10 protein-coding genes, 8 pseudogenes and 1 other annotated feature are annotated in these 22595 nt (G+C 54.3%); of the genes and pseudogenes, 6 read left to right on the top strand and 12 right to left on the bottom strand.

The features are described from left to right. Positions 1-21: 21 nt before the first annotated feature. On the bottom strand, positions 22-4932 hold the full coding sequence (locus B0G81_RS38100) for an RHS repeat-associated core domain-containing protein (RefSeq protein ID WP_134143384.1): 4911 nt from the start codon (positions 4930-4932) through the stop codon (positions 22-24). 377 nt (positions 4933-5309) lie between these two features. Next, a pseudogene (locus B0G81_RS43995) lies at positions 5310-5600 on the bottom strand (transposase); the annotation flags it as partial. On the opposite strand from B0G81_RS43995, the gene B0G81_RS45025 reads away from it, so the two are divergent. Beyond that, on the top strand, positions 5496-5810 hold the full coding sequence (locus tag B0G81_RS45025; RefSeq protein WP_243856894.1) for a group II intron maturase-specific domain-containing protein: 315 nt from the start codon (positions 5496-5498) through the stop codon (positions 5808-5810). The pseudogene B0G81_RS43995 and the gene B0G81_RS45025 overlap by 105 nt on opposite strands. 158 nt (positions 5811-5968) lie before the next feature. Next, positions 5969-6379: pseudogene (locus tag B0G81_RS38110) on the top strand (DDE-type integrase/transposase/recombinase); the annotation flags it as partial. A 520-nt stretch (positions 6380-6899) separates the two neighbouring features. Here the strand turns inward: B0G81_RS38110 and B0G81_RS38115 are convergent. The 4 genes and pseudogenes from B0G81_RS38115 to B0G81_RS38130 all read right to left on the bottom strand — a co-directional run. Beyond that, positions 6900-7916: an IS110 family transposase gene (locus tag B0G81_RS38115; protein ID WP_018418421.1), complete on the bottom strand. Its 1017-nt coding sequence runs from the start codon at positions 7914-7916 to the stop codon at positions 6900-6902. Between the two features lie 132 nt (positions 7917-8048). After that, positions 8049-8858: a hypothetical protein gene (locus B0G81_RS38120; protein ID WP_134143386.1), complete on the bottom strand. Its 810-nt coding sequence runs from the start codon at positions 8856-8858 to the stop codon at positions 8049-8051. Between the two features lie 214 nt (positions 8859-9072). Then, on the bottom strand, positions 9073-10011 hold the full coding sequence (locus tag B0G81_RS38125) for a hypothetical protein (RefSeq protein WP_134143387.1): 939 nt from the start codon (positions 10009-10011) through the stop codon (positions 9073-9075). A 558-nt stretch (positions 10012-10569) separates the two neighbouring features. Beyond that, a pseudogene (locus B0G81_RS38130) lies at positions 10570-11418 on the bottom strand (IS110 family transposase); the annotation flags it as partial. 412 nt (positions 11419-11830) lie between these two features. On the opposite strand from B0G81_RS38130, the gene B0G81_RS38135 reads away from it, so the two are divergent. After that, positions 11831-13153, top strand: a complete 1323-nt coding sequence (locus B0G81_RS38135; protein ID WP_134143857.1) for an IS5 family transposase — start codon at positions 11831-11833, stop codon at positions 13151-13153. Positions 13154-13324: 171 nt separating this feature from the next. Here B0G81_RS38135 and B0G81_RS38140 read toward each other — a convergent pair whose 3' ends face one another. Further along, positions 13325-14272, bottom strand: a complete 948-nt coding sequence (locus B0G81_RS38140; RefSeq protein ID WP_134143388.1) for a hypothetical protein — start codon at positions 14270-14272, stop codon at positions 13325-13327. Between the two features lie 957 nt (positions 14273-15229). After that, positions 15230-15935 (bottom strand): annotated as a pseudogene (locus B0G81_RS38145) (IS6 family transposase). Between the two features lie 70 nt (positions 15936-16005). Here B0G81_RS38145 and B0G81_RS38150 point away from each other — a divergent pair. After that, a pseudogene (locus tag B0G81_RS38150) lies at positions 16006-16237 on the top strand (integrase core domain-containing protein); the annotation flags it as partial. A 99-nt stretch (positions 16238-16336) separates the two neighbouring features. Here B0G81_RS38150 and B0G81_RS38155 read toward each other — a convergent pair. Beyond that, on the bottom strand, positions 16337-17311 hold the full coding sequence (locus B0G81_RS38155; RefSeq protein WP_134143389.1) for a hypothetical protein: 975 nt from the start codon (positions 17309-17311) through the stop codon (positions 16337-16339). Between the two features lie 629 nt (positions 17312-17940). On the opposite strand from B0G81_RS38155, the gene B0G81_RS38160 reads away from it, so the two are divergent. After that, on the top strand, positions 17941-18972 hold the full coding sequence (locus B0G81_RS38160; RefSeq protein WP_134143390.1) for a hypothetical protein: 1032 nt from the start codon (positions 17941-17943) through the stop codon (positions 18970-18972). 263 nt (positions 18973-19235) lie between these two features. Here the strand turns inward: B0G81_RS38160 and B0G81_RS38165 are convergent. From B0G81_RS38165 to B0G81_RS38175, 3 genes and pseudogenes are all read right to left on the bottom strand, one after another. Beyond that, positions 19236-19745 (bottom strand): annotated as a pseudogene (locus B0G81_RS38165) (IS3 family transposase); the annotation flags it as partial. Between the two features lie 16 nt (positions 19746-19761). Continuing rightward, positions 19762-21084, bottom strand: a complete 1323-nt coding sequence (locus B0G81_RS38170) for an IS5 family transposase (protein WP_134143857.1) — start codon at positions 21082-21084, stop codon at positions 19762-19764. 122 nt (positions 21085-21206) lie between these two features. Beyond that, positions 21207-21961 (bottom strand): annotated as a pseudogene (locus B0G81_RS38175) (IS3 family transposase); the annotation flags it as partial. Next, positions 21555-21671, bottom strand: a sequence feature (AL1L pseudoknot). Its footprint overlaps the pseudogene before it by 117 nt. 126 nt (positions 21962-22087) lie before the next feature. On the opposite strand from B0G81_RS38175, the pseudogene B0G81_RS38180 reads away from it, so the two are divergent. Further along, positions 22088-22315, top strand: a pseudogene (locus B0G81_RS38180) (IS5/IS1182 family transposase); the annotation flags it as partial. Between the last annotated feature and the right edge of the window lie 280 nt (positions 22316-22595).

Raw genomic sequence — 22595 nt, forward strand, 5'->3', positions numbered from 1 at the left:
CTGCGCACAACCGGTTCATTCCTACACCATTTTTGTCGGTGCAAAAGCGTAAACATAGAACGTCTGAATTTGCGGCATAAGGGAATTCATGATGCCCGGTGCACCACCCGGCTGTGGCAGGTCCCAGCTATGACCTGGCGATCCCAGAGTCCGCATACTGAATTCTTCTACAAGCGGGAGCTCTGGCACGTCCCATGACCCCGCACGCCCGGTCAACCGCATCATCCTCGGGTGCACGAAACCCGCGATACTAGCTACATCACTGAGCAACCCTGAGTAAAAACTTATGTTTGACAAGACGTTGTCTGCTGTACTGTTCGCCGCGTTGGTTTGGTCCAACACTCTCTTGGCTGCCACCGTGCCGTAACTAACAGTTCCTCCCAAGTAAGCTGTAGCAGTGAAACCCAGGTTGATTCTGGACGCGACGCCCATCGTCCCTATCGCGGCGCGAATACCGAGGTCTTTTATGACGGAGCGCGCGGCAGTCACAATGCCGGACACGCCGAACGCAAAACTGAGCAATCCCGCCCCGAGCGATATCCACTTTAATACCTTAAAAGCTACGGGGGAGACTTCGCTAAGTGCGGTACCGACGAGCGAGGTAACGCCCGATAAGGCGCCTGCCGCCGTTACCCCAATCGCGGTTGCCGTCGCCACTATGCCAGTGGCCGCTGCGATTGCGAGAGCCCCCGAGAAAGCGGTTAATACGAGTCCGATGCCAGCAGAGGCGATACCAATCCAACTCTGCCAACCGAGTCGACCAGATGGATCGGCATAGTTGACTGGATCGCCGCCGCAATATGCGTAATGGTTGATGTCTGCCAGTCCAAAAGGGCTGTCGCTGGGTCCGTCAGGGGACTGGAAACGCATCAAGGCCGTAGAGTATTGACGGTAACCGTTGCCGAGGTTGTAGGAGTCCTCGTCTTGTTCGACTCTCTCACCGTTATAAGCAAGAATGCTCAAGGGCGTGTCGCCGATTTTGCCCTCACCATAAGGCCCGTAGACTGGCCGTTGAGCACTGTTCCCGTCGCTGACATGCACGACCGACAGTTTTCCGTCGATACCAGCCAGCACAGTCTTCGCGCCCTGTCGTTCGGCAAGCAATCCGCGATCAATTGACCTTACATAGCTTATCTTTTCACTGCCACGAATCTCGCTTTTTAATAAATCTACGTCGTAATACAATTCGGCATCACCGGACTTGACAAGTCGGTTTAGAGCATCGTAGGCGTATTTTTTCTCCGAACTCGCTTTCAGCCTACCCAGAGCGTCATACTCGATGCTACGATTCCCCTCACTAATAAGCCGCCCTGCTTTGTCATAGAGACATTTGGTCGATTTCGGGTAGTCTGGATGGGTATGTTTGATTTCTGTCAATTGGCACGGATCGTCAGCATTGCCATATACGAATGAAATGTCATCAGTCGTTCCATCCGAAAAACGGCACCCTGCTGAGACGATATTGCCAAACGCGTCATAGGTAAAGTTTTGTTCCACCACCCGATTCGCTCCGGCGGGAGACGGCGTTTCCGTGCAGCTATAGTTTTTCAACCGACCATTGTTATCATAGACAAAAGCTTCTTTGCGTACTGTGCTTTTACTGCCAACGTCTGGGGTAGTTGTAGTCCGATTTGCCAGTCTGGAAATCGATGACCATCCCTGATCAATTGTAATGCAACCATGCTTGTTGTCATCCAACGTCCGCTTAATCTCGCGACCGGCATCGTCAAAGGTTATCTTTGTCTCCACGGCATGCTGTGTAATTGTATCGACAGTTTTCCAGCTCGTCAGCCGATTCAGTGCATCATAATTCAATGATACGTCGACTGTGTTTTCACTGACCCGTATTACCCTACCATATTGATCAAAGAACATTTTCCGCGCCGAACCACACACGTCTGTGCTACTTTGAAGTGCGCCTCTGAGCGTCCACGTATTTTGAATTTTTTTCTCGGATTGACCATCGATCTTCACTACCTCTGCCTTGAGGTACCCCGAGGCATTGTATTCGCGCGTAAGCTTGCATCCTTCTGTGATCGCGCTCTTTATAGCATTTGTAAGTGGGTTGTAGCTGAATTGCTGAGATACGTCGCCTGCTTCGACGCTTTCAATTTCGTTTGTAATTGGCGCATATCCAAATTTTCTTACCTTCCCCATCGGGTCGACGACCGTCGAGGGGCTTCTGTCCGCGTCCGAATCGAACTTGAAAGACCAGGTTCTCCCGCTTACCGTACTACTTACAAGACGTCCCAGCCCGTCAAACTCCTGTGAGCCCATCGATCTGGCAGCATCCGCACCATGCATACCCGCGCTGCCATCTACCCGGTTCATTGGCGATTTCTTAATGAAAATTTTCGTGATCAATGATTCAGCAGTAAATCCAGCATATTCCCTCGTCAATTCTGTTCCATCAGGATTGCGGATATTAACAATTCGATCAAACGCATCATAGGCGTATCGAACGGTGTTCCCTGCAGCATCCGTATCAGTTACCACACGATTCCAACCATCCCGTACCATTGTCCGGCGCCCGACCTCAGTGCCATCGTCGTTGAAAAGGGCAACGCTGACGGCATGTCCAGATCTGTTGTATGTAACGACCTTTTTGGCGGTGCTTAGGGCACCGCCTTTTGAACTGGAAACCCTTGTGAGAGTTACAGGGTCAAATTGCGAGTATTCTTCAAGTCCATTATCGGAGATTCGCTTAAACTCCGCTCCCCAGCCATCATATATTCTCTCAATCGCATGCTTCAGCGTGTCCTTCGCTTGACCGTCAGCAAGCACGTAGTCATAGCTTGTGGAACTTTTTTCTCTTCCAAATTCGTCATAGACGAATTCCGAAATCCTTGGCCAGTCAATCACAGTTGAGTTGCTAGTCGGGTCGACCGGAACTCGTTCACATGCAATTCGGCCCAAACTGTCCATCTCGCGCAAATATTTCCTGCCATCAAAGTCAGTAATCTTGATCTTAAGCGGAAGTTCCTGCGCTTCATCGATCAGGTAGTCATATTGCCGGTGGAGGGCCTGGGAATCCGCGCGTTGTCGCTCGGCAACTGGTCCACTAATCGTTTCGGTCAGGACGCGTCCTGCCTTATCGTAGGTCGTGAGTTTTTGGTTTCCGCTAGCGTCAACGTGAGAAGTCACCCGACCGGTGAATCTAGACCGCGTTTGCGTCGTCGTCAGCTTCTTTTTGTCGTGAGAGATAAAGGTATCGACGCAAAGGAGAGATTCGTCTTGCTTACTAACGCTGTATTCGTAGCGACACTTCCTTGCACCACTTTCACTTCCAAGCCATTCCTCCTCGACAGCAGTCAACCGGCCTAGATCGCCTGACTGAGTGCTGTAAGTAAACGTCTTGTTCAGCAGCGACTGGGTATCCCCGCTCAACACAAGCTCGCTGGATTTAAGGATGACATCCGGCCTGGATTTGTCTGGCGCGACGTATGCAAATCGAACGACCCGCAGTTCCTCACCGTGATTTTTTGTCAGCGGCACTTGGGTCACGGTTTTGACAAATCGCTTGAAGCCAAGCGGGTCGGGGGGACATCCGAGGCCCGAAACATCTGCTCGTTGCCCGTCTGTGGAGTAGTACTCCCACGAAATACCCGGCTCTATTGCGTCGCCGGTCGACTCGTCTTTGACCGATTTGCTGATAGGATTCGCAAATTCGTCGAACTGAGTCCATGTAATAGCGGTGACGCTGGCTCCATCGGGATTGGTCCTGGTCTCTTTCCTCAATTTCGGTAGTTGAAAGCACGCGGGCTGTTCGTCAAATGACTTACCACCGAGTGCATAATAATCCGTCTTGATCTCGAGTTTACAGCGATTCGAGACTCTCTCTTCAGCAGTCAGCAAGTGGTAGTGATTGTAGACGCGTTTGATGTTTATTCTTTCATTACTACTTTTCTGGATTTCCTCCGAATAATATACATAATCCGTCAATATTCCATACAGATTATCCTGACCGGCACTCCACGTAACCCCAGAGTGCCCGCCGAGGAAATTTGTTGAAGAGAAGGAAAAGTCGCTTTCTGACGCAACGGTTCCGTTGCCCAGCCTCCGCGTGAAGTGCGTGACAAAAGGTAGTTTTGCCAACTTTGCAGAGTCAGGAAATGCATGCCCTTCGAGTCCATAATCCGCACGTTCCTTCGTTCCACCTGGCATTGTGACTTCTGTCAACCATCTTCCCCATTCCCCCGCCTGCCCGACCTTGTCATAGCCAAATTTCCACGTAAGAGGTTGATTGGCGCCGAGAGAATAGTTTGTCAACGTGTCCAGAAGGTCATTCTGAAACGCAAGTTCGACGCGATAGCCTTCTAACTTGCCGGGAAGCACATCTGCGGTCACCTTGATGCCCGATTCGTGCCGCATGGACAAAAGCGGTTTGTCAATGCCCTTCGAGTCATATATTGTTTGAAGCAATGCCCTTTCGCGCTGACCGCCGGATTCAAATGCCCATTCGAGGTACAGAACTTGTCCGGTTGTAGATTGAAGTTCGTACGGAACCTTGATTCCCTCAGCGTTCCCCGCTCCTTTCAGTCGCTCTACGACACCGGATTTATAAGTAATGATATACTCGTTGTTATTGATTTTTTTGAAATTGAAATTATTTAATTTTTTCTGCTGGACAGTGACGCCATTGTCGTTTTCGACGACTTTATATTGTTCCCCAGAAGATAGGCAAAGTAGCGATTGGCTATTATCGTAAAGGGACAGGCCGCCTGTGAAGCCGAGACCAAATCCTGTGTCGATCGAACTTAGCGCGGAATAGCGTAAGTCGAGAGAAACATCGGGGCCGTGGCCGTCGTTGGCGTTCAACTGAGCAATAGGCAGAGTGACGCTATACAGTCCTGTGCGGGGGTCGACGCCGCCAGTAATAGTCTCAATAAAATTCGTAGCTTGTGTGAATATCTGCGTCTTTGCGATAGTCATGGTGCTCGTCCAGGTTTATCGGAATCTGCGGCTCTTCTTGCGATTGATCAAATGATCACGACATATTGGCGCCTATATCTGGCATCGATCGGATCAAACCGCGACTCGGCACTTTGAAGATAACCATATTTCGACCGGGGCGAACTGCTTCTTTTAGCAGTTCGCGAGGTCAGAGGTTGGAGTGGTCGAAAAAAGAGGCCAACATTTCCCGAATTCTGAAGTGGAAGCATGCATAAGCCGAGTCCCGATAGCCGTCTGTTACCACGCACGTATCGCCACTGAGCTTGCTCCCTGAGAACAAAACGTTTGATGAACGGTAAGCTCATGCAAGGGGAAAACATTGATGGCTCTTTTGAAAACCGAGTGGGTAACGGTCTTCAGCGGGCATGCGAATTGAAGGCGGAGAAGTCGAGTTTGCCTGCGATGAGAAACAGGACCGTTCGCATGGTTTCGAAGCGAGCGTATCCGCGCGCCTTGCGCTTGGCGGCCTGAAACAGTCCTTTGATGGCTTCGATGAAGCCGTTGGTCTGGCGGGTCTGAGTCCACGCAACAACGCCGTCGAAGTGCCGGCGAATCAACCGCGCGACGTCCTTCATCGGCTCGACCTTCGAACGCATGACGTTGGTGCACCACTGCTGCAACATCTCGGAGACGACATTGATTTGCTTGCACGACCGGACTTCCTGCTTGGCGCTATCCAGAAATCACTGTTCGAACTCGCTGAGCAATGTAATCCCACGATATGTGGCTGGTGGAACTACTACGGGGCTTTCTATCGGACAGCCATGCATGAGTTGAGTCGGTATCTCGACCGGAAGCTCGTGCGCTGGGTTCAGCGCAAGTACAAAACACTGCGACGGCGCAGATCATTGCAGTGAAGAGTGGTTGCGCAAGATGAAGAAGGCGTACCCGCGAGAGTTCGCGCACTGGCAGTATCAGGGGGGACAGGTTGGATAACGGGAGCCGTGTAAATCGAGAGGTTTACGCACGGTTCTGCGAGAGACTCGGGGCGCAATTCCCCGGGTCTACTCACCCGTACATCCGCGTCAAGGGAGAACGGCGGTATCTTTACCGGACCGTCGACAAGGACGGCATCGCCATTGACTTTCTGCTACGCACACATCGGGACAAGACTGCAGCCCGGCGGTACTTTGAGAAATCTATCGCCCAGAACGGTGTACCCGAGACAGTCACCAGCGACAAAAGCGGCGCCAATCTCGCCGCGCTCGAAGGGATCAATGCCGATCGTGAAGCGCCCATCAAGATCCGCCAGTCCAGGTATCTCAATAATCTGGTCGAACAGGACCATCGAGCAATCAAGCGACGAATGCGGCCCATGCTGGGATTCAAAACCTTTCGCTGTGCCCGCATCCTTCTGGCCGGCATTGAAATCATGCACATGGTCGTCAAAGGACAGATGAAATGTGCTCGCGGAATTCGTCCGTCCGCCGCGGATCATTCTACGACCTCGCAAGAGAAGCAGTACTTCACATATTGAACTCGATCGCCCCTTGGTCTTTACCGCGACACCCATCAGCCGACCAAAGTCAAGGCACAAATTTACTCACCGCCCGATTGCAGTGGCGATGGTATTTTTATCGCCACTGCAATCGGGCGGAATTCTTTCTGTTACCTGCCATGCTGTCTGCCGATCGTAGCCGCATCCGTTTTCTCCAAACTGGTTGCGAACCGGATCGCACCAGACACCCATCGGGATCAAGCATGCCGTGATGTCACTCACGGCTGCCCTGGCGGCCGTTGCCGCCCCAGAGAAACGTTGGTGCCAGACGAGGTCCAATGGGTTTCGCAGAACCGTGGCTGTTGCTTGCGCAACGCCAGTCAATGGTGGCTCATCGCCTGGGCGACCCGGTCATCCGCAAGCAGTCGGTGGGGCAAAGGAAAGGCCCAATCAAAACCATGGCTTTCCACCAGTCGCAGTACTGGGCTCGTTCCCCTTGCACCACCTTTTAGCCAAAGCAGCGGGTTACCTCAAATGACTTGTGCTCCCGAAGCATGTGATAGCAGGCGCGCGCCAGTTTGTGCGCCAGCGCCTTGATCGCCACAATCCCGTTTCGCGAGCGTTTCTTGCGCTCGTAAAAGCGTCTGGCTTCCGGGCACGAGCGGATCGCGAAGTTGGCCGCCTCGACAAACGCCCACGCCAGATATTTGTTGCCGTTCTTCGTATTGCCTTCGCCTTTCTTCCTGCTGTTGCTTTCACGCCGGCTGTCTACGCAGCGGCAGTACGAACTGAAATTGCCAACCTTGGTGAAACGGGAGATGGTCCCGGTTTCCAACATGATCGTGGTTGCGAGAACCGGGCCAATGCCCGGCACCGTGTTCAGCAACGCGTAATCCGGGCGCAGTTTCACCCGCTCCATGAGTCGCTTCTCGATGATCCCGATTTCCTCCTGCAAGGTTTGCATGACCGCGAGATTGGCTTGCATCGCGAGCGTCACGTCAGATGCAAAACCGAATCCATTCACCTGCATCTCATCCAGACGCTTAACCCGCTCACCTTGCATCTGCCCACCAGTATGGCGTGAGAACAGATTCTCAATCGCGAGGATCTGGGCCGTACGACACTGCACCAGTTGGATCCGCTTGCGAGAGAGGTCACGCACCGGGCGTTCTTCTGCTGGATAAATGTAGCCTTCAGGCAATAGTCCAAGACGCAGCAGTTGTGCGAGATGGGCGGCATCGGTGAAGTCACCACTGTATTTCAGTCCCTCGTACTGCCTGATTGCCGCGGGGTTGGCCAGATGCACCCGGTAGCCATCGTTCATCAACTGATCCACCAGCCAGTACCAGTTATACGTCGCTTCGATGACCACGCCCACCAGATCTTCGCGGTGCGGCGCCAGCGCCGCCCGGATCTGCACCGGATCGTTCGGCAACCGTCGCTGGTAGACAACCCGGTCAGCGTCATCGCTAACGACGACCACACTGTTGTTCGAGTGCAGGTCGATTCCACTAAACTTATTCATGCTGGCCTCCTGTGCGTCACGTCGGTGTTCGCACCCTGACTGTACGCCGGCCGTTCGATTCGAACGGAGGGAGGTCGGCTATATGATTATCAAAACCCCTCTCATTGAAGCCTTCAGTAGAACCCGACGCATTCACGGTAGGGGGGCAGACCTGATCTCCTGGGTCGGATCGCATTCAAATAAAGTCTCAAACTTGTTCTTCCATTTCTGTGTATCTGCCACGGTTCCGGAAACGTTGAAGGCCAGTGGTGGCGTCGAGAATTCAACCGTAACGTAGTCAACAGCAATACCCGGACCGAGCTCGTAATTTTTAAACAGATTAGACCATTCCAGACGAGTACCACTTTGAAACATGATTGTCGTCAACGTTGTATTCATCGAGCAACTCCAAGCACCATTTTGAGGTTCTTGGAAATATTTCTTGTAAGCAGGTCCCCACGCGTACAGTTGAACTCCGTCAACCGGAGCGAGCCAATTGTCGCGCCATACATTGAGAATATTTGTCAGCTCCGCCGAAAGCTCGTTAGCTTCTTGAAGACAATCTTTAACGCCCGAAAATTGATTTGCAAGATCTTGCGAGAGCGTTGAAACGATTTCGTGAGTTTTGTCGTAGATGGAATCGGTTGCCCCTACGGTCATACTCCCCGAGCAGTTATCCAGATAATTTGTCTTTGGGATCACGTCGCTATATTTTCCTGAATAAAGATCCCATACGTTTTTTACAAAATCAAACAAGACAACTTCGGAATATGCCCCACTCCAGACCATGCCGAAGTCGCCAGTGTATTCGGACTTGATTTCCCCGAATATCGGCGCAGTAAGCTTTTGGAGTAGCGACACTCCGGAGAGAAATGTCGCCATGACATTCGATTCATTATCGTTGAAATCGTCTTGTCTTGAATGATAAAACACGTGATCACCAGTTAATATTTGAATTGACATGATTTTTTCAGCCGAAGGAAAATGAGAACTTCGTTAGAGCATGAAAACGCATACAAAGTTAGAAAATCGTTTGCCTTACCAACAAGGCACGATTCTCATCAGCGCGTTCACGGTATTCAGCGGACAGTCTGCCGTTATGAGGTTCGCGACTCGGCGGCAGACTGCCTGCCCGTTCACTTCATCCCAACTGTCTTTATTCGACTAATCGCCGCTATCAAATTGGAGCCGTCTGAATCTGCGTGCTGACAAATTCACCAAGTCGATATTTGACGTACTCTCCAACGGTTGTCGGCCTCGGTTCGGGAATGTCTTTGACAACGTTCGGATCGACCTTTGCGTTCCATTGCGGAAGTGCGAGCCGGATCTGCGCGGAGCAAGCGCTAAATGTAAATTCCTCATAGTGGCTCTGGACGAACAAAGTTCGCCAGTCATCCTGAATTATGCTCTCGTAAGTGAGCAGATAAGCGTACTCAACAAAATTGTTCTCGTTCTTGAGAGCCGGCGTCACAGTGAATTGACATTTTTCGTCCTTGTGATATTTACTGTTCCAGAAAAAATTTCCAACGTTACTAACGCCGGTATCCTGCTCCTTAGAAGCGAGCGCCGCGGCACCGACAGCTAGCATTTCGGCAGTGCCGGGAGCTGCAACTGCTGCCAAGACCGTTTTCACGACCGCTGAGATGTCGATTTCGCCTTTCTTAGTCTGGTCTGTATAACTAGTATTGTAGTTTCCTACCAATGCAATCCAGCCACAATATTTGGCAAGAACCGAGATTACGGCGTCGTAGAAAACTGTTGTATTCCTTGTATCTGGGTCGCTGAATTTTTCGAGCGTCCAACCTAAATAACCTTTGTTTGGATCTCCAGTGCAATATCCTTGCAACACGTGCTGGATCCACAGCACTGAAGTCGAGAGCATGTCTTGTTCGTCCGACGTCAGATCGCTACTGACTGGAATCAGGTGATCGTTTACGGCTACGACAGCACCTACATCGGGGTCGCCTGAGTCCTTTGCCCTCCTAGGTAGCTCTAGAGGGCTGGATGGGACTTTAATCTTAGGGAGGTTTGCCAACGCATCATTGATTGGCCACATGAGGTCGGGAGTGGGTACGAGGCCACCGGTTCGAACATGTTCTGGAATAAAGACAGTCATTAAATGCTCCTTCGGATAATTTAAGGTACGCAGATTTTCGCGTAGCCTGAAGATTTTTCCATACTGCTACACGTCGTATTCAGACCACGCCTTCAAAAGATAGATGGATGCTGAAACCCAATCGCCATCAATTTTGACAGTTGTGACCTGCCTGATTTCTTCAGGCCATTCCAATCTTGGAGAACGGTCTCTGCGAGGGGCGTGGACTGGTTCTGTCGCAATAAGGAAAGTGCGTGGAACAATGCCCCGCATGGTGAGGACTACTTATACCGCTAACGTATATGAACGCCTCCCGTTTGCGGAGGAATTTCGCGTGCATTGACATACAGAATCGGTTGCGGCTGTATATGCGGCCTTATTGCAGCCGATACGGACGCTGCGGGCCTCTATGAAATTCGCTGACTCGCACCTCATTGAGTTCACGAGCGTGCAGCTCTGATGCATATTCAGGTTTAGCGAGTTCAGGTCCGACCTGTCGTGTCATCACATTCGAGTACCAACGCAACCTTTCGATCGTGTCATGCTGTAGACGTCTATTCGCGAGGTGCCTTCAACCGTTCAGGCGGGCTTCGCGCTCACGTGTCCCTTCTGGTAAGGCCGGTCGTGGGCCAGGACTGCCCAGATCGTACGCGCCATCTTGTTGGCCAGCGCCACAGTCACTACGTTTTGCGGCCGCCGCTTGCTGCTCTGCTCGACCCACGGGCCAGGTACTTTGGCATGATTGAGCACGCTGCGCGCGCCGTGAATGAGCAGCGTGCGCAGATACGTGTCTCCGCGCCTGCTGATGCCAAGCGGTGTCACCTTGCCTCCTGAGCCCGTTTGCTTTGGCACAAGACCGATCCAGGCCGCAAACTCGCGTCCCGATCTGAACGACTTCACATCTCCCATCGTCGCGACTGCAGCTGTTGCAGTCAGCACACCGACGCCCGGAATTTCGGTGATCGACTTGACCGCCTTGTCCTCTAACATCCACTGACGTAGCCGCCGTTCGATCACGACGATCTGCTCGTCGAGCTTCGTCAAACCGTTCCACTGCTCGCGCAACGTATCGACCAGCACAGCCGGCAGCCGATCTGAGACTCTGGCCAGCACCGCGGGTATGGCCTTGTCCAGCGCAGATCGACCTTTGCCCATCACTTCGCCATATTCCGTCAACAGTCCGCGCAAGCAGTTGATCTGCATCCTACGGAACTTCACCAGTTGTTGGCGCATCCGGTGCAGCGCCAGCACCGCCTGCTGCGGTTCGGTTTTCACTGCCACCGCCTTGCCTGGTTGCTGCACTGCCAGCCAGATCGCTCGGGCGTCCGCTGCATCGCTCTTGTTGCGGATGTTGAACGCCTTGACGAATTCGGCCGGCATCAGCTTCACCGTGTGTCCCAGCTTCGTGAGTTGCCGTGCCCAGTGTTGTGAGGGGTTCTTCTTCATCCCCCATTCTACCCAGCGCGGCCTTCAAGTTGACATTGCCCCAGCGGATAATAAAGCCGCTTCAAAACCTGGGCACCGCCTGCAGCAAGGGCCGTTCGTGGTGTCGCGGTCTTCTTCATCGTGAGCCGAAGCAAAGTTTGCGCATCTCGAACTTTAGCCCGGCATCGTTATTGCGACAGAACCAACACGTCTCGCACCAACAAAGTGACACCACCTCATAAACAACTGAAAACTATAAAAGAAGGTAGTTCACGCCGTATCGACTCTCGTTAGTCGAACCTGAACAATCCGGTGTGCCTTATGCGGCATGGCTTTGGAGCCGAAATGGTGTTGTGGGAATTGCAGAGACCTGGCATATTGGTGCGTGAATCCTGCAAATCCTGGCGAGGTGCAGATGGGTCCGAAGACGCCTGTGCCGGAACAAGACTTCTTCCGGCAACCGCTGCGAGAACAGATCAACCTTAAGCATCCGCTGGTGCGCCTGACTGATCTGATCAACTGGGAGCGGCTGGACGCATCGATGAGCGAGAGCTTCGTGTCGCACAAGGGGCGACCGGCAACGTCGCCGCGCCTGGTTGCCGGGCTGCTGTATCTGCAGCACGCGTTCGACCTGTCCGACGAAGAGGTGATCTGGCAATGGGTGGAGAACCCTTATTGGCAGGTGTTCACTGGCGAAACCTATTTGCAGACCGAGCCGCCGATCGACCCATCGAGCCTGACTCGCTGGAGGAAGCGCCTGGGCGAAGCCGGCGTTGAGGAGTTGCTGGCCGAGACGATCGAAGCGGCCAGGCGTGCCGGCGTGATCAAGGCGTCGAGCGTGAAGCGCGTGATCGTTGACACCACAGTTATGGAGAAAGCGATTGCCCATCCAACCGACTCACGATTGCTTGAGCGGTGTCGCGAACATCTGGTCAAAGCCGCAGCGCGGCACGGACTGAAGCTCAGGCAGAACTACAACCGGGAAGCACCACGGCTTGCATTGCAGATTGGCCGCTACGCTCATGCGAAACAGTTCAAGAGGATGAGAAAGTCGTTGCGCACGCTGCGCTCCCGGGTCGGGCGGGTCATGCGCGACGTAGAGCGGCAGGCCGGCCAGGTGGCCGAAGGCGGCCGAGCGGCACTGCTGGAGCTGATTGCGCGCACGAAACGCATCCTGTCGCAAAAGCCGAAGGACAAGAACAAGCTCTATGCGTTGCACGCGCCGGAAGTCGAGTGTCTGGCCAAGGGCAAGGCACGCACTCCTTACGAGTTCGGCGTGAAAGTTTCCATCACGACGACACACAAGGAAGGGCTGGTGATCGGCATGCGCTCGATGCCGGGCAATCCGTACGACGGGCACACACTGGCTGAAGCGCTGGAACAGGCAGCAATCCTGAGTGACACGAAGCCCGAGGTGGCAATCGTGGATCGCGGCTACAAGGGTGTCGCCGTCGACGGCGTGAAAATCTACCACCCGGGTTTGCGACGCGGCATCACACGCACACTACGCGCGATGATCAGGCGGCGCAGCGCAATCGAACCAGCCATCGGCCACATGAAGGCAGACGGAAAACTTGATCGGAACTGGCTCAAAGGCGCGCTCGGCGATGCGATGCACGCGGTGCTGTGCGGCGCCGGCCACAACCTGCGGATGATCCTGAGGAAGCTGCGGCTTCTTTGCGTCTTCGTTCTCGCCGTTCTGATCAACCGCCAGGTTGCCGCCGACGTGATGGTCTGACGCCGGTGGCGCGAGAAACGAATTGTTCAGGGCCGACTTCTTAGTCCTAGTTCACAAGGTAGGGGAATTCAGGGAGGATAAATGGCGGGAAATTGACCGGCCGGAGACAAAGCGACAAAACACTGGAACCGCCGCCACCTTCGATCGCCCGCCTCACTCCATTTACCATTTCTACTTGGGCTTTTCGCCGGCTAGCGGGCTGCCAGAAAAGAGCATATCACTTTCGACCGCAAATGGAGCAGCATCAGGTTCCTTTAAGGCATTCGAACCCATGATACTCATGCTAGTTATCAATAAAAAGCTGCTGACGCTAATTGAGGCATTCATGAGCAACCCACCGTTCTTATTTATGTAATACACCGAAAATTTTGACAGATCCGAGCTTGGCAAGACAGAAGGCGATGTGGCTATTGAAATTTTCTCCCCTGGCCATGTATATTCTTCTTTGAAATCGCCGACACTGTCAAAAGTTGCGCATCGAAGCTCGTTAGGTTTTCTTTTAGATTGATAAAATACCGCAAACTTTCCGCCGTCGCCACCGTCGTACGCTATGGCGCTTGGACTGTATGAGATCGAGAGATTTGAATAAAATTTAGGCGTAGCGTCGTATTGCATATTGCCGAAGTTGGAGATTCCTACGCTTGCCAACCGTTCGTGGTAGGTGTAAAAGAGCCGGGCGGATCGAGAGTCGCCGACAATGCTTGGGTAACCATCGAGACTGACAATATTTTCTTTGGTCTGCATTACCTCATCCCAAGAATTAATCTTACTCCACGATAAATAACCTAATACTGGTTGATGAAACAAATGCAAGTCACTGGCCATGTACGGAATGATGGTTTCCAGTGATGTGATTTTTAGATCGACAGTCACACTGGGATTGCTAATGCTCCTCATTATCATCACCGAATTGGTTGATTTTTTTCTTAGCAGCACATAGATCTTGTTTTCTGCACCGTCATAAACGGCGGTTGGATTGGCGCGATAAGGTGTTTGATCATCCAGCCTAAAGCCAGGGTGAAGCACTGTTACGGGATCCCCGATCCACCCACTCACAACAAGGTATGCCGCGTGACCTGAGTCACCTTTCGTTCGAAAAAATAGATAATGTTCGCTCATAAATATTTCCGATTTTTTATCTACGTGATTTGCTAGGCAAAGGTGTGGGCCGATGATTTACTCAATGAGGTTCAATGGGCGTTTATTCGCGCGGATCAGGCAGTTTTCCTGCGATAAGCAAGGGGCGGCAAGGCGACCAGATCCTAATAGCGATTCGGACTGTTTGCCTCAACAGCGAGTAGCACCGCTTGGCGTAAGTCTTTTCGGTGCTGTCGTCTTCCGTCTAACTGTTCTACCAAAAAGTACAGTCCATCGACAGGAGAAAATCGAGTGGCACGAGCACGGCTCATCATCTGCCCTTGGCCGATCATGTGTGTGACCTTAACAACACTGCGCAGGATCCGGGCACAGCGAGACGTCGTGTCCCATGCGCATTGCGGATGGTTCTGAGCATCGTCACCGGATCGGATTGGTCGGGCGGCCACCGCGAGCCTTGATAGGCTAGTCTCCACACCAGCCCGGAATCAGGCGCATGAATATACTCCGGCATCTGGTGCGAAAAATGCTCACAGTATGTAGGCACCGCCTCAGTTGGAAACAGACGCACCCGTAAACAGCTCCATCTTGGGTCTAGCAGTACAACATCTGTAGTTACATCCATGTCGTATTGATCCCATTCGGCTTCTTCGCGTTTATCAGGCTAACTCCAGCCCCATCTGTTTTCATAACAACGTTTCGTTGATATATCCCGAGTTTTCTACCACAATCAGCGGGCAAGCAAAGCAGCGAAAAGTAGCGACGCAAAGCCAGCCGCTCATTTTTTCCGTATGTCGATGCAGACAGTTAAACATAAGGAATGTCCCCGCATATTTGGTTGTGACGATCTGTAAGAAATCGTATGCCTGAAAAGCAAAGCAGGCAACTATTAGCCTTGACAGAAATAGCAACCTCGATGGTATTGTCAAGTTGTTCGGTAGGCGGACGAGCAAGGGCGATTGGAGTGAGTAATCGATCGGCTTATGCCGCCATGCGAGCGCACGAAGCCCTTTCCCAGGCCGCGAAGGCCAGGGCGCGTGGCTCGCATTTGTGCAGCGCGTTGTGGTTGTAGCGGCAGCCCATGAACAGATTCGAAACCAGTCCATGAACCGAGGCGAATCGTTGAAGCTGGCGCGCCGATTTGAAACGCCGCATACCTTCTCGCGCACCCGGGTCGGCTGATGCGAATTCTCTGCCCGTTGTTCAGCCCCTTGTGCTGCCGATGCTTGCCAGTTGGTTGTTGGGCACCCCGTAGCTGCGCAGCTTGTCCGTCACGATGACGCGAGGGCGGCCGTGGCGCTTGAGCAGCTTGCGCATCAACCGTTTGGCCGCTGCCTTGTCGCGCCGGCTCTGCGCCAGTAGATTACTGCGCCGTGCTGATCGACGGCCCGCCACGGCCAGTGCTTCCTGCCGTTGATCGTCACGACCGCTTTATCGATGTGCCACTTGTCACCGCAACCCGGCGCCGCCGACGGCTCCGCCTCGCGATCGCCAAGCCGAACTTCCTCGCCCAGCACCGCACCGTTTCGTACGTGAGCTCGATGCCCCGGGCGGCCAGCATCTCCTCGACGATGCGCAGGCTCAACGGCTCAACGGAAAACGGTCGTACAGCCAGACCGCTTAGCTGATGATGTCCGGCGGAAACCAGTAGCCCTTGAAACGAAACCGGCGCCTCGGCCGATGGCAGAACGGAGATGGATGCTTTCTTCATGCTCCCAGTATATTCGCCGGCGTCTGCAGCAACCTGACAGTACCCGATGGACAAATGGGCATATGAAAACGGCGTGGAGATCGACTTCAGCCGTCCCGGCAAGCCAACCGACAATGCAGAGTGCGAATCCTTCAATGTGCGGTTCCGGCAGGAGTGCCTGAATAGCCATTGGTTCTTGTCATTTGCCGAGCCAAGGAGAAATCGACGCTTGGCGGACGTACTATAACGAGGTTCGTCCCCACTCCGCGCTGAAGTGGCAGGCACCTGCCGAATATGCGCACCAGCGCTTGCCGACGGCCAAATCGCTAATCCCCTTGAGCCGGAAATTTCTATTTCTGATCCGGACTAATTCGGGGTTCGGGTCAACAATGCGGGGGTTACGTGGCGACGCCCCGGTAGACATATTGATATTGCACTACATTTTCTCCCTCCAGTTCGACCAGGTATGACACCAGGGCTGGCCCGGCTTGGGTACGAGACCTAAATAGATTTGTAACGTGGGTCCAAATCTTATCCCCAGTTTGACGAGTGGCGGTGTAGACGCCCGTGTCACTCCCGGCTCCCTTATACGCCACTACAAACGACGATTGGTCCTCGCGAAAGGTTAGGCCGGGTCCGTCACTGCTGCGCTCCGTGTGGGTAATGCCTGTAAGAAGCAATTTGTCGGCGCTCCACATGTTGCCGTCGTAGTCGTAAGTTGTTTCCCTCAGTCTCTCGTCAGTGCCGCCGCCGCGGTGCACGCAAAGCAGCATGCGTTTCGAAGCGGCCAAGGCCGGACCAGCCGCGCTGAAATGGTTGGAGAACGGCTCGTCCGTACTCCATTCAGCATCGACATCGTCGAGTGTTACGTAATGCAGTTTGTCGTCCCTTGCGTTCTGGACATATACGCACCAAAGTTTGCCTTGAAACACGGCCAAGGCGGGGTCGTAAGCGCTGTAGTGCTTGGGGAACTTTTTGGCATCGCTCCAGCTGCTGTTTACGTTGGACCAGTACGTATAGTACAAACTGTTGTCACCGCCCGTGCCGACATAGACGCAATACAGTCGGTCTTTGAATACGGCCAGGGCCGGCCCTTCGACGGTGGTTTGGTCGGGGATCTCAATCTCACCGCTCCATGGGCGTCCCACGCCAGTCCGCTGCGGCGGCGTGATGCAGTAACACAGTTTGTTTTTACCACCGCCGCTGCGGTATACGCACCACAGCTGGTTATTAAACATGGCCAGCGCTGGCCGGTTGGGCGTTGTATATTCGAAGGGAGACGTCCCGGTTAGCGGGACTTGCGAACCCAGAACAGGCGGAAAGTCGAAAATGTAGGTGGCATAGTAAAGTGACTCAGGATATATGCTTAACATCGAATGCTCCTAAACGGCAGGTATAGGAATCACGGACGGGGGAGGATCATCTGTAGTTTTTTAGCTTGGTCTGACAGGTCCAGTTTATAGGTACGGCTCCCTTGCGGTCAGAGAGCAAAACCTATTGCAGCTCAATGCCACGTGTGATCCGGCTCGCCCATTACTGCGCGACGTTCACTCATTAAAAGTCCAAGGTTTCGAATTTACCTCGTTGGTTTCGTTACTACCTTGAAGACGGTACATGTTTAAGTCGGATTTTCAGTCGTTAGGATTGAATGGCTCCAGGTCGCTATCTATCGGAACATTATCGTCGCCGTAACCGCGCCCCATTATTAGTTTTGGTAACGTTTGTATGTTATGCACTTTGTAGTCCGGCAGGCCTATTGTTTTTTATGGATTTCTTGAGTCGCAAGAAAATTTCATGGCGGCGTCACAAAACTATCAAAAATAATAGTTGCATAGAGACTTAATCTCAGAGATAAATATTACTCGTTTTTTAATTGAAGAGAAATCGATTAAGGGAGAGGTGGTCTCGATATAAATAATTCAAGAGTTCACGCCGGGCGATAGATTTAAGGCGATAGACTAATAAAAAAGCGATTCGCGGGAATTTGTCATGAGAAGTTTTTATGAAACTTCCCCTTATTACCACTGCGACTGACGGGATGAAGGCGGATTCCGGTACGCCTCCTCCTGATTCAGGCCACCGCCGTTTACACGTCACTGCCATTGAGGAGAATTCGATGAAATATTATCCTGAACTACTCAGATTCAACCGCGCCGACAGGAGATTAACGTGGGAGGGCGAAACCATTTTCGTGGAGACATTCCCCTTCCAATACGCAAGCCCCGATCGGCCGGCCATCGCCATGTTCAATAACCAGCTCTGGTGCGTATACCGCCTCGTCTCAGGCAGTAAACTGGCCTACCGCTTCTCCTCTCCCCAGGATGTCGACGGGCAGTGGACCGGGGGCCAAGTAATCCCCGACCAGACAACCGTCGAAGGGCCGGCCCTGGCCGTATTCAAAGACCGACTGTATTGCGTCTATGTCGGCACGGGCGGTGACAACAGTTTGTACTATACGTACTGGTCTAACGTAAACAGCAGCTGGAGCGATGCCAAAAAGTTCCCCAAGCACTACAGCACTCGGGGGACCGCTCTGGCGGTTTATGACAACAAGCTCTGGTGCGTGCACACGGGGAACGGACGGGACGGGAGCTTGCGGTACACGACCAGCAGCGACGGCGAAAACTGGAGCGATGACACAAAGTTCCCCGGCCAAACGACCGCCTCCGCACCGTCATTGTTCGTGAAAGGTGACGATCTATTCTGCGTGCACCGCGGCGGCGGCGATGACGAGGTCGTTTATTGTACGTCTTGGGATCGCACCACGTGGCGTGGGAGCAGAAAGATGTTGGCTAATTCCTCCTCTATATACAGCAGCCACGCACCAGGCGTCGCCTACAGCGCCGATGACAAACGGCTGATCATGGTGCTCAAGGGTCGCCGCAGCGATACGCGGCTGTTCTATGGGGCTCTCAGGGATGGAAACGAGAATTGGTTTTTAAACGAAATATCCAAATCGTTCAGCCAAGCTGGACCGGCTGTGCTAGCAGCCCAAAGCACGACCTTTTGCTTTTACCGCGGCGCCGAGAGTTAAGACGGACCTCCGACGCGTCAGCAGACTGTGTCAAAACTCCAGGCGGGGCGATGCGGTTGTGTCGCGCCGTGCTGGATGGACCGATTTAGCGGGTTAAAGAAGCCCCGCCGGGCCTAAGTTGGGCAGCGACAAATGGAATGAACGCCCCCACCTACGAGGTGGGTGACGCCGAAGAGGCGGACCCTCACGGGCCGACGGCATCAAAAAGTGCCCAAATGGAAGATTGAACCGCCCCGGGTTTCCCGGAGACTGTTTTGCTTGAGTCATGCCACGGTGGCAGACCAAGCGAGATTTGCATAATAGGCGGCTTCTGCCTCGGCAGGTGGAATGTTGCCGATGGGGCCGAAGAGCCGACGATTGTTGAACCAGTCCACCCATTCGAGCGTCGCCATTTCGACGGCCTGCACATTGCGCCACGGTCCGAGGCGATGGATTACCTCTGCCTTGTACAAGCCGTTGATCGTTTCAGCCAGTGCGTTATCGTAGGAGTCGCCCACGCTGCCCACTGACGGCTCGATGCCAGCGTCGACCAACCGATCTGTATAGCGGATCGATACGTATTGGGCACCGCGGTCGCTGTGATGGATCAGCCCGTCCTGCTGCGCCGGCTGTCGTTCGTACAAGGCCTGCTCCAGCGCGTCCAGAACGAAGTCTGTGCGCGCCGAGTTCGACACACGCCAGCCGACAATGCGTCGGGCGAACACGTCGATGATGAACGCGACATAGACGAAGCCCTGCCAGCTCGATACATAGTCGGCCCTGAACAATTCGTTTCTCGCGCCACCGGCGTCAGACCATCACGTCGGCGGCAACCTGGCGGTTGATCAGAACGGCGAGAACGAAGACGCAAAGAAGCCGCAGCTTCCTCAGGATCATCCGCAGGTTGTGGCCGGCGCCGCACAGCACCGCGTGCATCGCATCGCCGAGCGCGCCTTTGAGCCAGTTCCGATCAAGTTTTCCGTCTGCCTTCATGTGGCCGATGGCTGGTTCGATTGCGCTGCGCCGCCTGATCATCGCGCGTAGTGTGCGTGTGATGCCGCGTCGCAAACCCGGGTGGTAGATTTTCACGCCGTCGACGGCGACACCCTTGTAGCCGCGATCCACGATTGCCACCTCGGGCTTCGTGTCACTCAGGATTGCTGCCTGTTCCAGCGCTTCAGCCAGTGTGTGCCCGTCGTACGGATTGCCCGGCATCGAGCGCATGCCGATCACCAGCCCTTCCTTGTGTGTCGTCGTGATGGAAACTTTCACGCCGAACTCGTAAGGAGTGCGTGCCTTGCCCTTGGCCAGACACTCGACTTCCGGCGCGTGCAACGCATAGAGCTTGTTCTTGTCCTTCGGCTTTTGCGACAGGATGCGTTTCGTGCGCGCAATCAGCTCCAGCAGTGCCGCTCGGCCGCCTTCGGCCACCTGGCCGGCCTGCCGCTCTACGTCGCGCATGACCCGCCCGACCCGGGAGCGCAGCGTGCGCAACGACTTTCTCATCCTCTTGAACTGTTTCGCATGAGCGTAGCGGCCAATCTGCAATGCAAGCCGTGGTGCTTCCCGGTTGTAGTTCTGCCTGAGCTTCAGTCCGTGCCGCGCTGCGGCTTTGACCAGATGTTCGCGACACCGCTCAAGCAATCGTGAGTCGGTTGGATGGGCAATCGCTTTCTCCATAACTGTGGTGTCAACGATCACGCGCTTCACGCTCGACGCCTTGATCACGCCGGCACGCCTGGCCGCTTCGATCGTCTCGGCCAGCAACTCCTCAACGCCGGCTTCGCCCAGGCGCTTCCTCCAGCGAGTCAGGCTCGATGGGTCGATCGGCGGCTCGGTCTGCAAATAGGTTTCGCCAGTGAACACCTGCCAATAAGGGTTCTCCACCCATTGCCAGATCACCTCTTCGTCGGACAGGTCGAACGCGTGCTGCAGATACAGCAGCCCGGCAACCAGGCGCGGCGACGTTGCCGGTCGCCCCTTGTGCGACACGAAGCTCTCGCTCATCGATGCGTCCAGCCGCTCCCAGTTGATCAGATCAGTCAGGCGCACCAGCGGATGCTTAAGGTTGATCTGTTCTCGCAGCGGTTGCCGGAAGAAGTCTTGTTCCGGCACAGGCGTCTTCGGACCCATCTGCACCTCGCCAGGATTTGCAGGATTCACGCACCAATATGCCAGGTCTCTGCAATTCCCACAACACCATTTCGGCTCCAAAGCCATGCCGCATAAGGCTCACCGGATTGTTCAGGTTCGACTACATAGGTAAAATCTGACACCCACAGCGCATTGGGCCGTTCGGCCGTGAATTGCCGGTTCACGAGATCCTTCGGGCACGGCGTCGAACCATCGCTCACTGTCGTGCGTACCGTCTTGCCCCGCACCACGCCGCGCAGGCCCATCAGCTTCATCAGCCGTTCGACTGTGCAGCGCGCCACGACGGTGCCTTGCCGCCTCAATTGCTTCCTGACCTTATCTGCGCCGTAGACCTGGAAGTTTTCTTCCCATACGCGTCGGATCTCATCCTTGAGCATCCTGTCGCGCCGGGCCCGCGGCGACACCAGGCCAGGATCGGCGCGGCGGGCCACGTGCTTGTAGTACGTCGACGGTGCGATCGGCAGCACCCTGCAGATCGGCTCGACCCCGTAGACGTGCCGGTGATCATCGATGAACGTGATCATCACTTCGGTCGGCGGTCGAGCTCCGCCTGTGCGAAATACGCTGACGCCTTGCGCAGGATTTCATTGACCTGCCGAAGCTCACGCACTTCCCGCTCCAGTTCCTTGATCCGATCCTGCTCCTGCGTGCTCGTGCCCGGGCGCAAACCCCGATCCCGCTCTTCCTTGCGCACCCAGCTACGCAGCGTCTCGCCCGAGCAGCCGAACTTCGCTGCGATCGACGCAATCACCTTCCATTGCGATTCGCGGTCGCCTTGATGTTCCAGCACCATTCGCACAGCCCGCTCACGAATTTCCGGCGAGTACCTTGGGGACTTCTTCTTCGTGTTTTCCATAGCTCCATTTTCTCAAGAAGTGGAGTCTCCGGAAAACCCGGGGCGGTTCACACGCGCGCTGCACGCACTTGCGGGCGCGCGAGCATGACGTTCAAGGTCGTTGCGCAGTGTTTCATGCAGGTGAATGCCCATCCAACCGATTCGCAATTGCTGGAGCGATGCCGTGAGCATCTGGTGAAGGCGGCGGCCCGTAACGGCCCGAAGTTGCGGCAAAACTAGAACCGCGAGGCGCCGCGTCTGGGGTTGCAGATTGGCCGCTACGCGCACGCGAAGCAGTACAAGCGGATGAGAAAGGCATTGCGCACGCTGCGTTCGCGCGTTGGACGGGTGATGCGCGATGTGGAGCGGCAGGTCTCGCCACCCTTCGTCACTTCTTCAGTCAAATCCCCGATCACAGTCCGAGCCAATTGCGATACAGCTGGATCTTTTCGTCGGCATCTCCGACCACGACTGAATCTTCGCACCGTCAGGTAACGTTCATTCGTGAGGCAACACGCCGGAGAAGATACTCGAAAATCACCTAGCGGGCCTCCTTCCGTAGCCGTGGAGGCGATGGGGTTAAAGTGAGCTTGAGAGCGCTTTAACCGGAAGGAGAGAGGGTAGCCGCACCCCCTCTCGGAAGCGCGACCCCTCG

The sequence above is a fragment of the Paraburkholderia sp. BL6665CI2N2 genome (genome assembly GCF_004366535.1).
Taxonomy (GTDB): domain Bacteria; phylum Pseudomonadota; class Gammaproteobacteria; order Burkholderiales; family Burkholderiaceae; genus Paraburkholderia.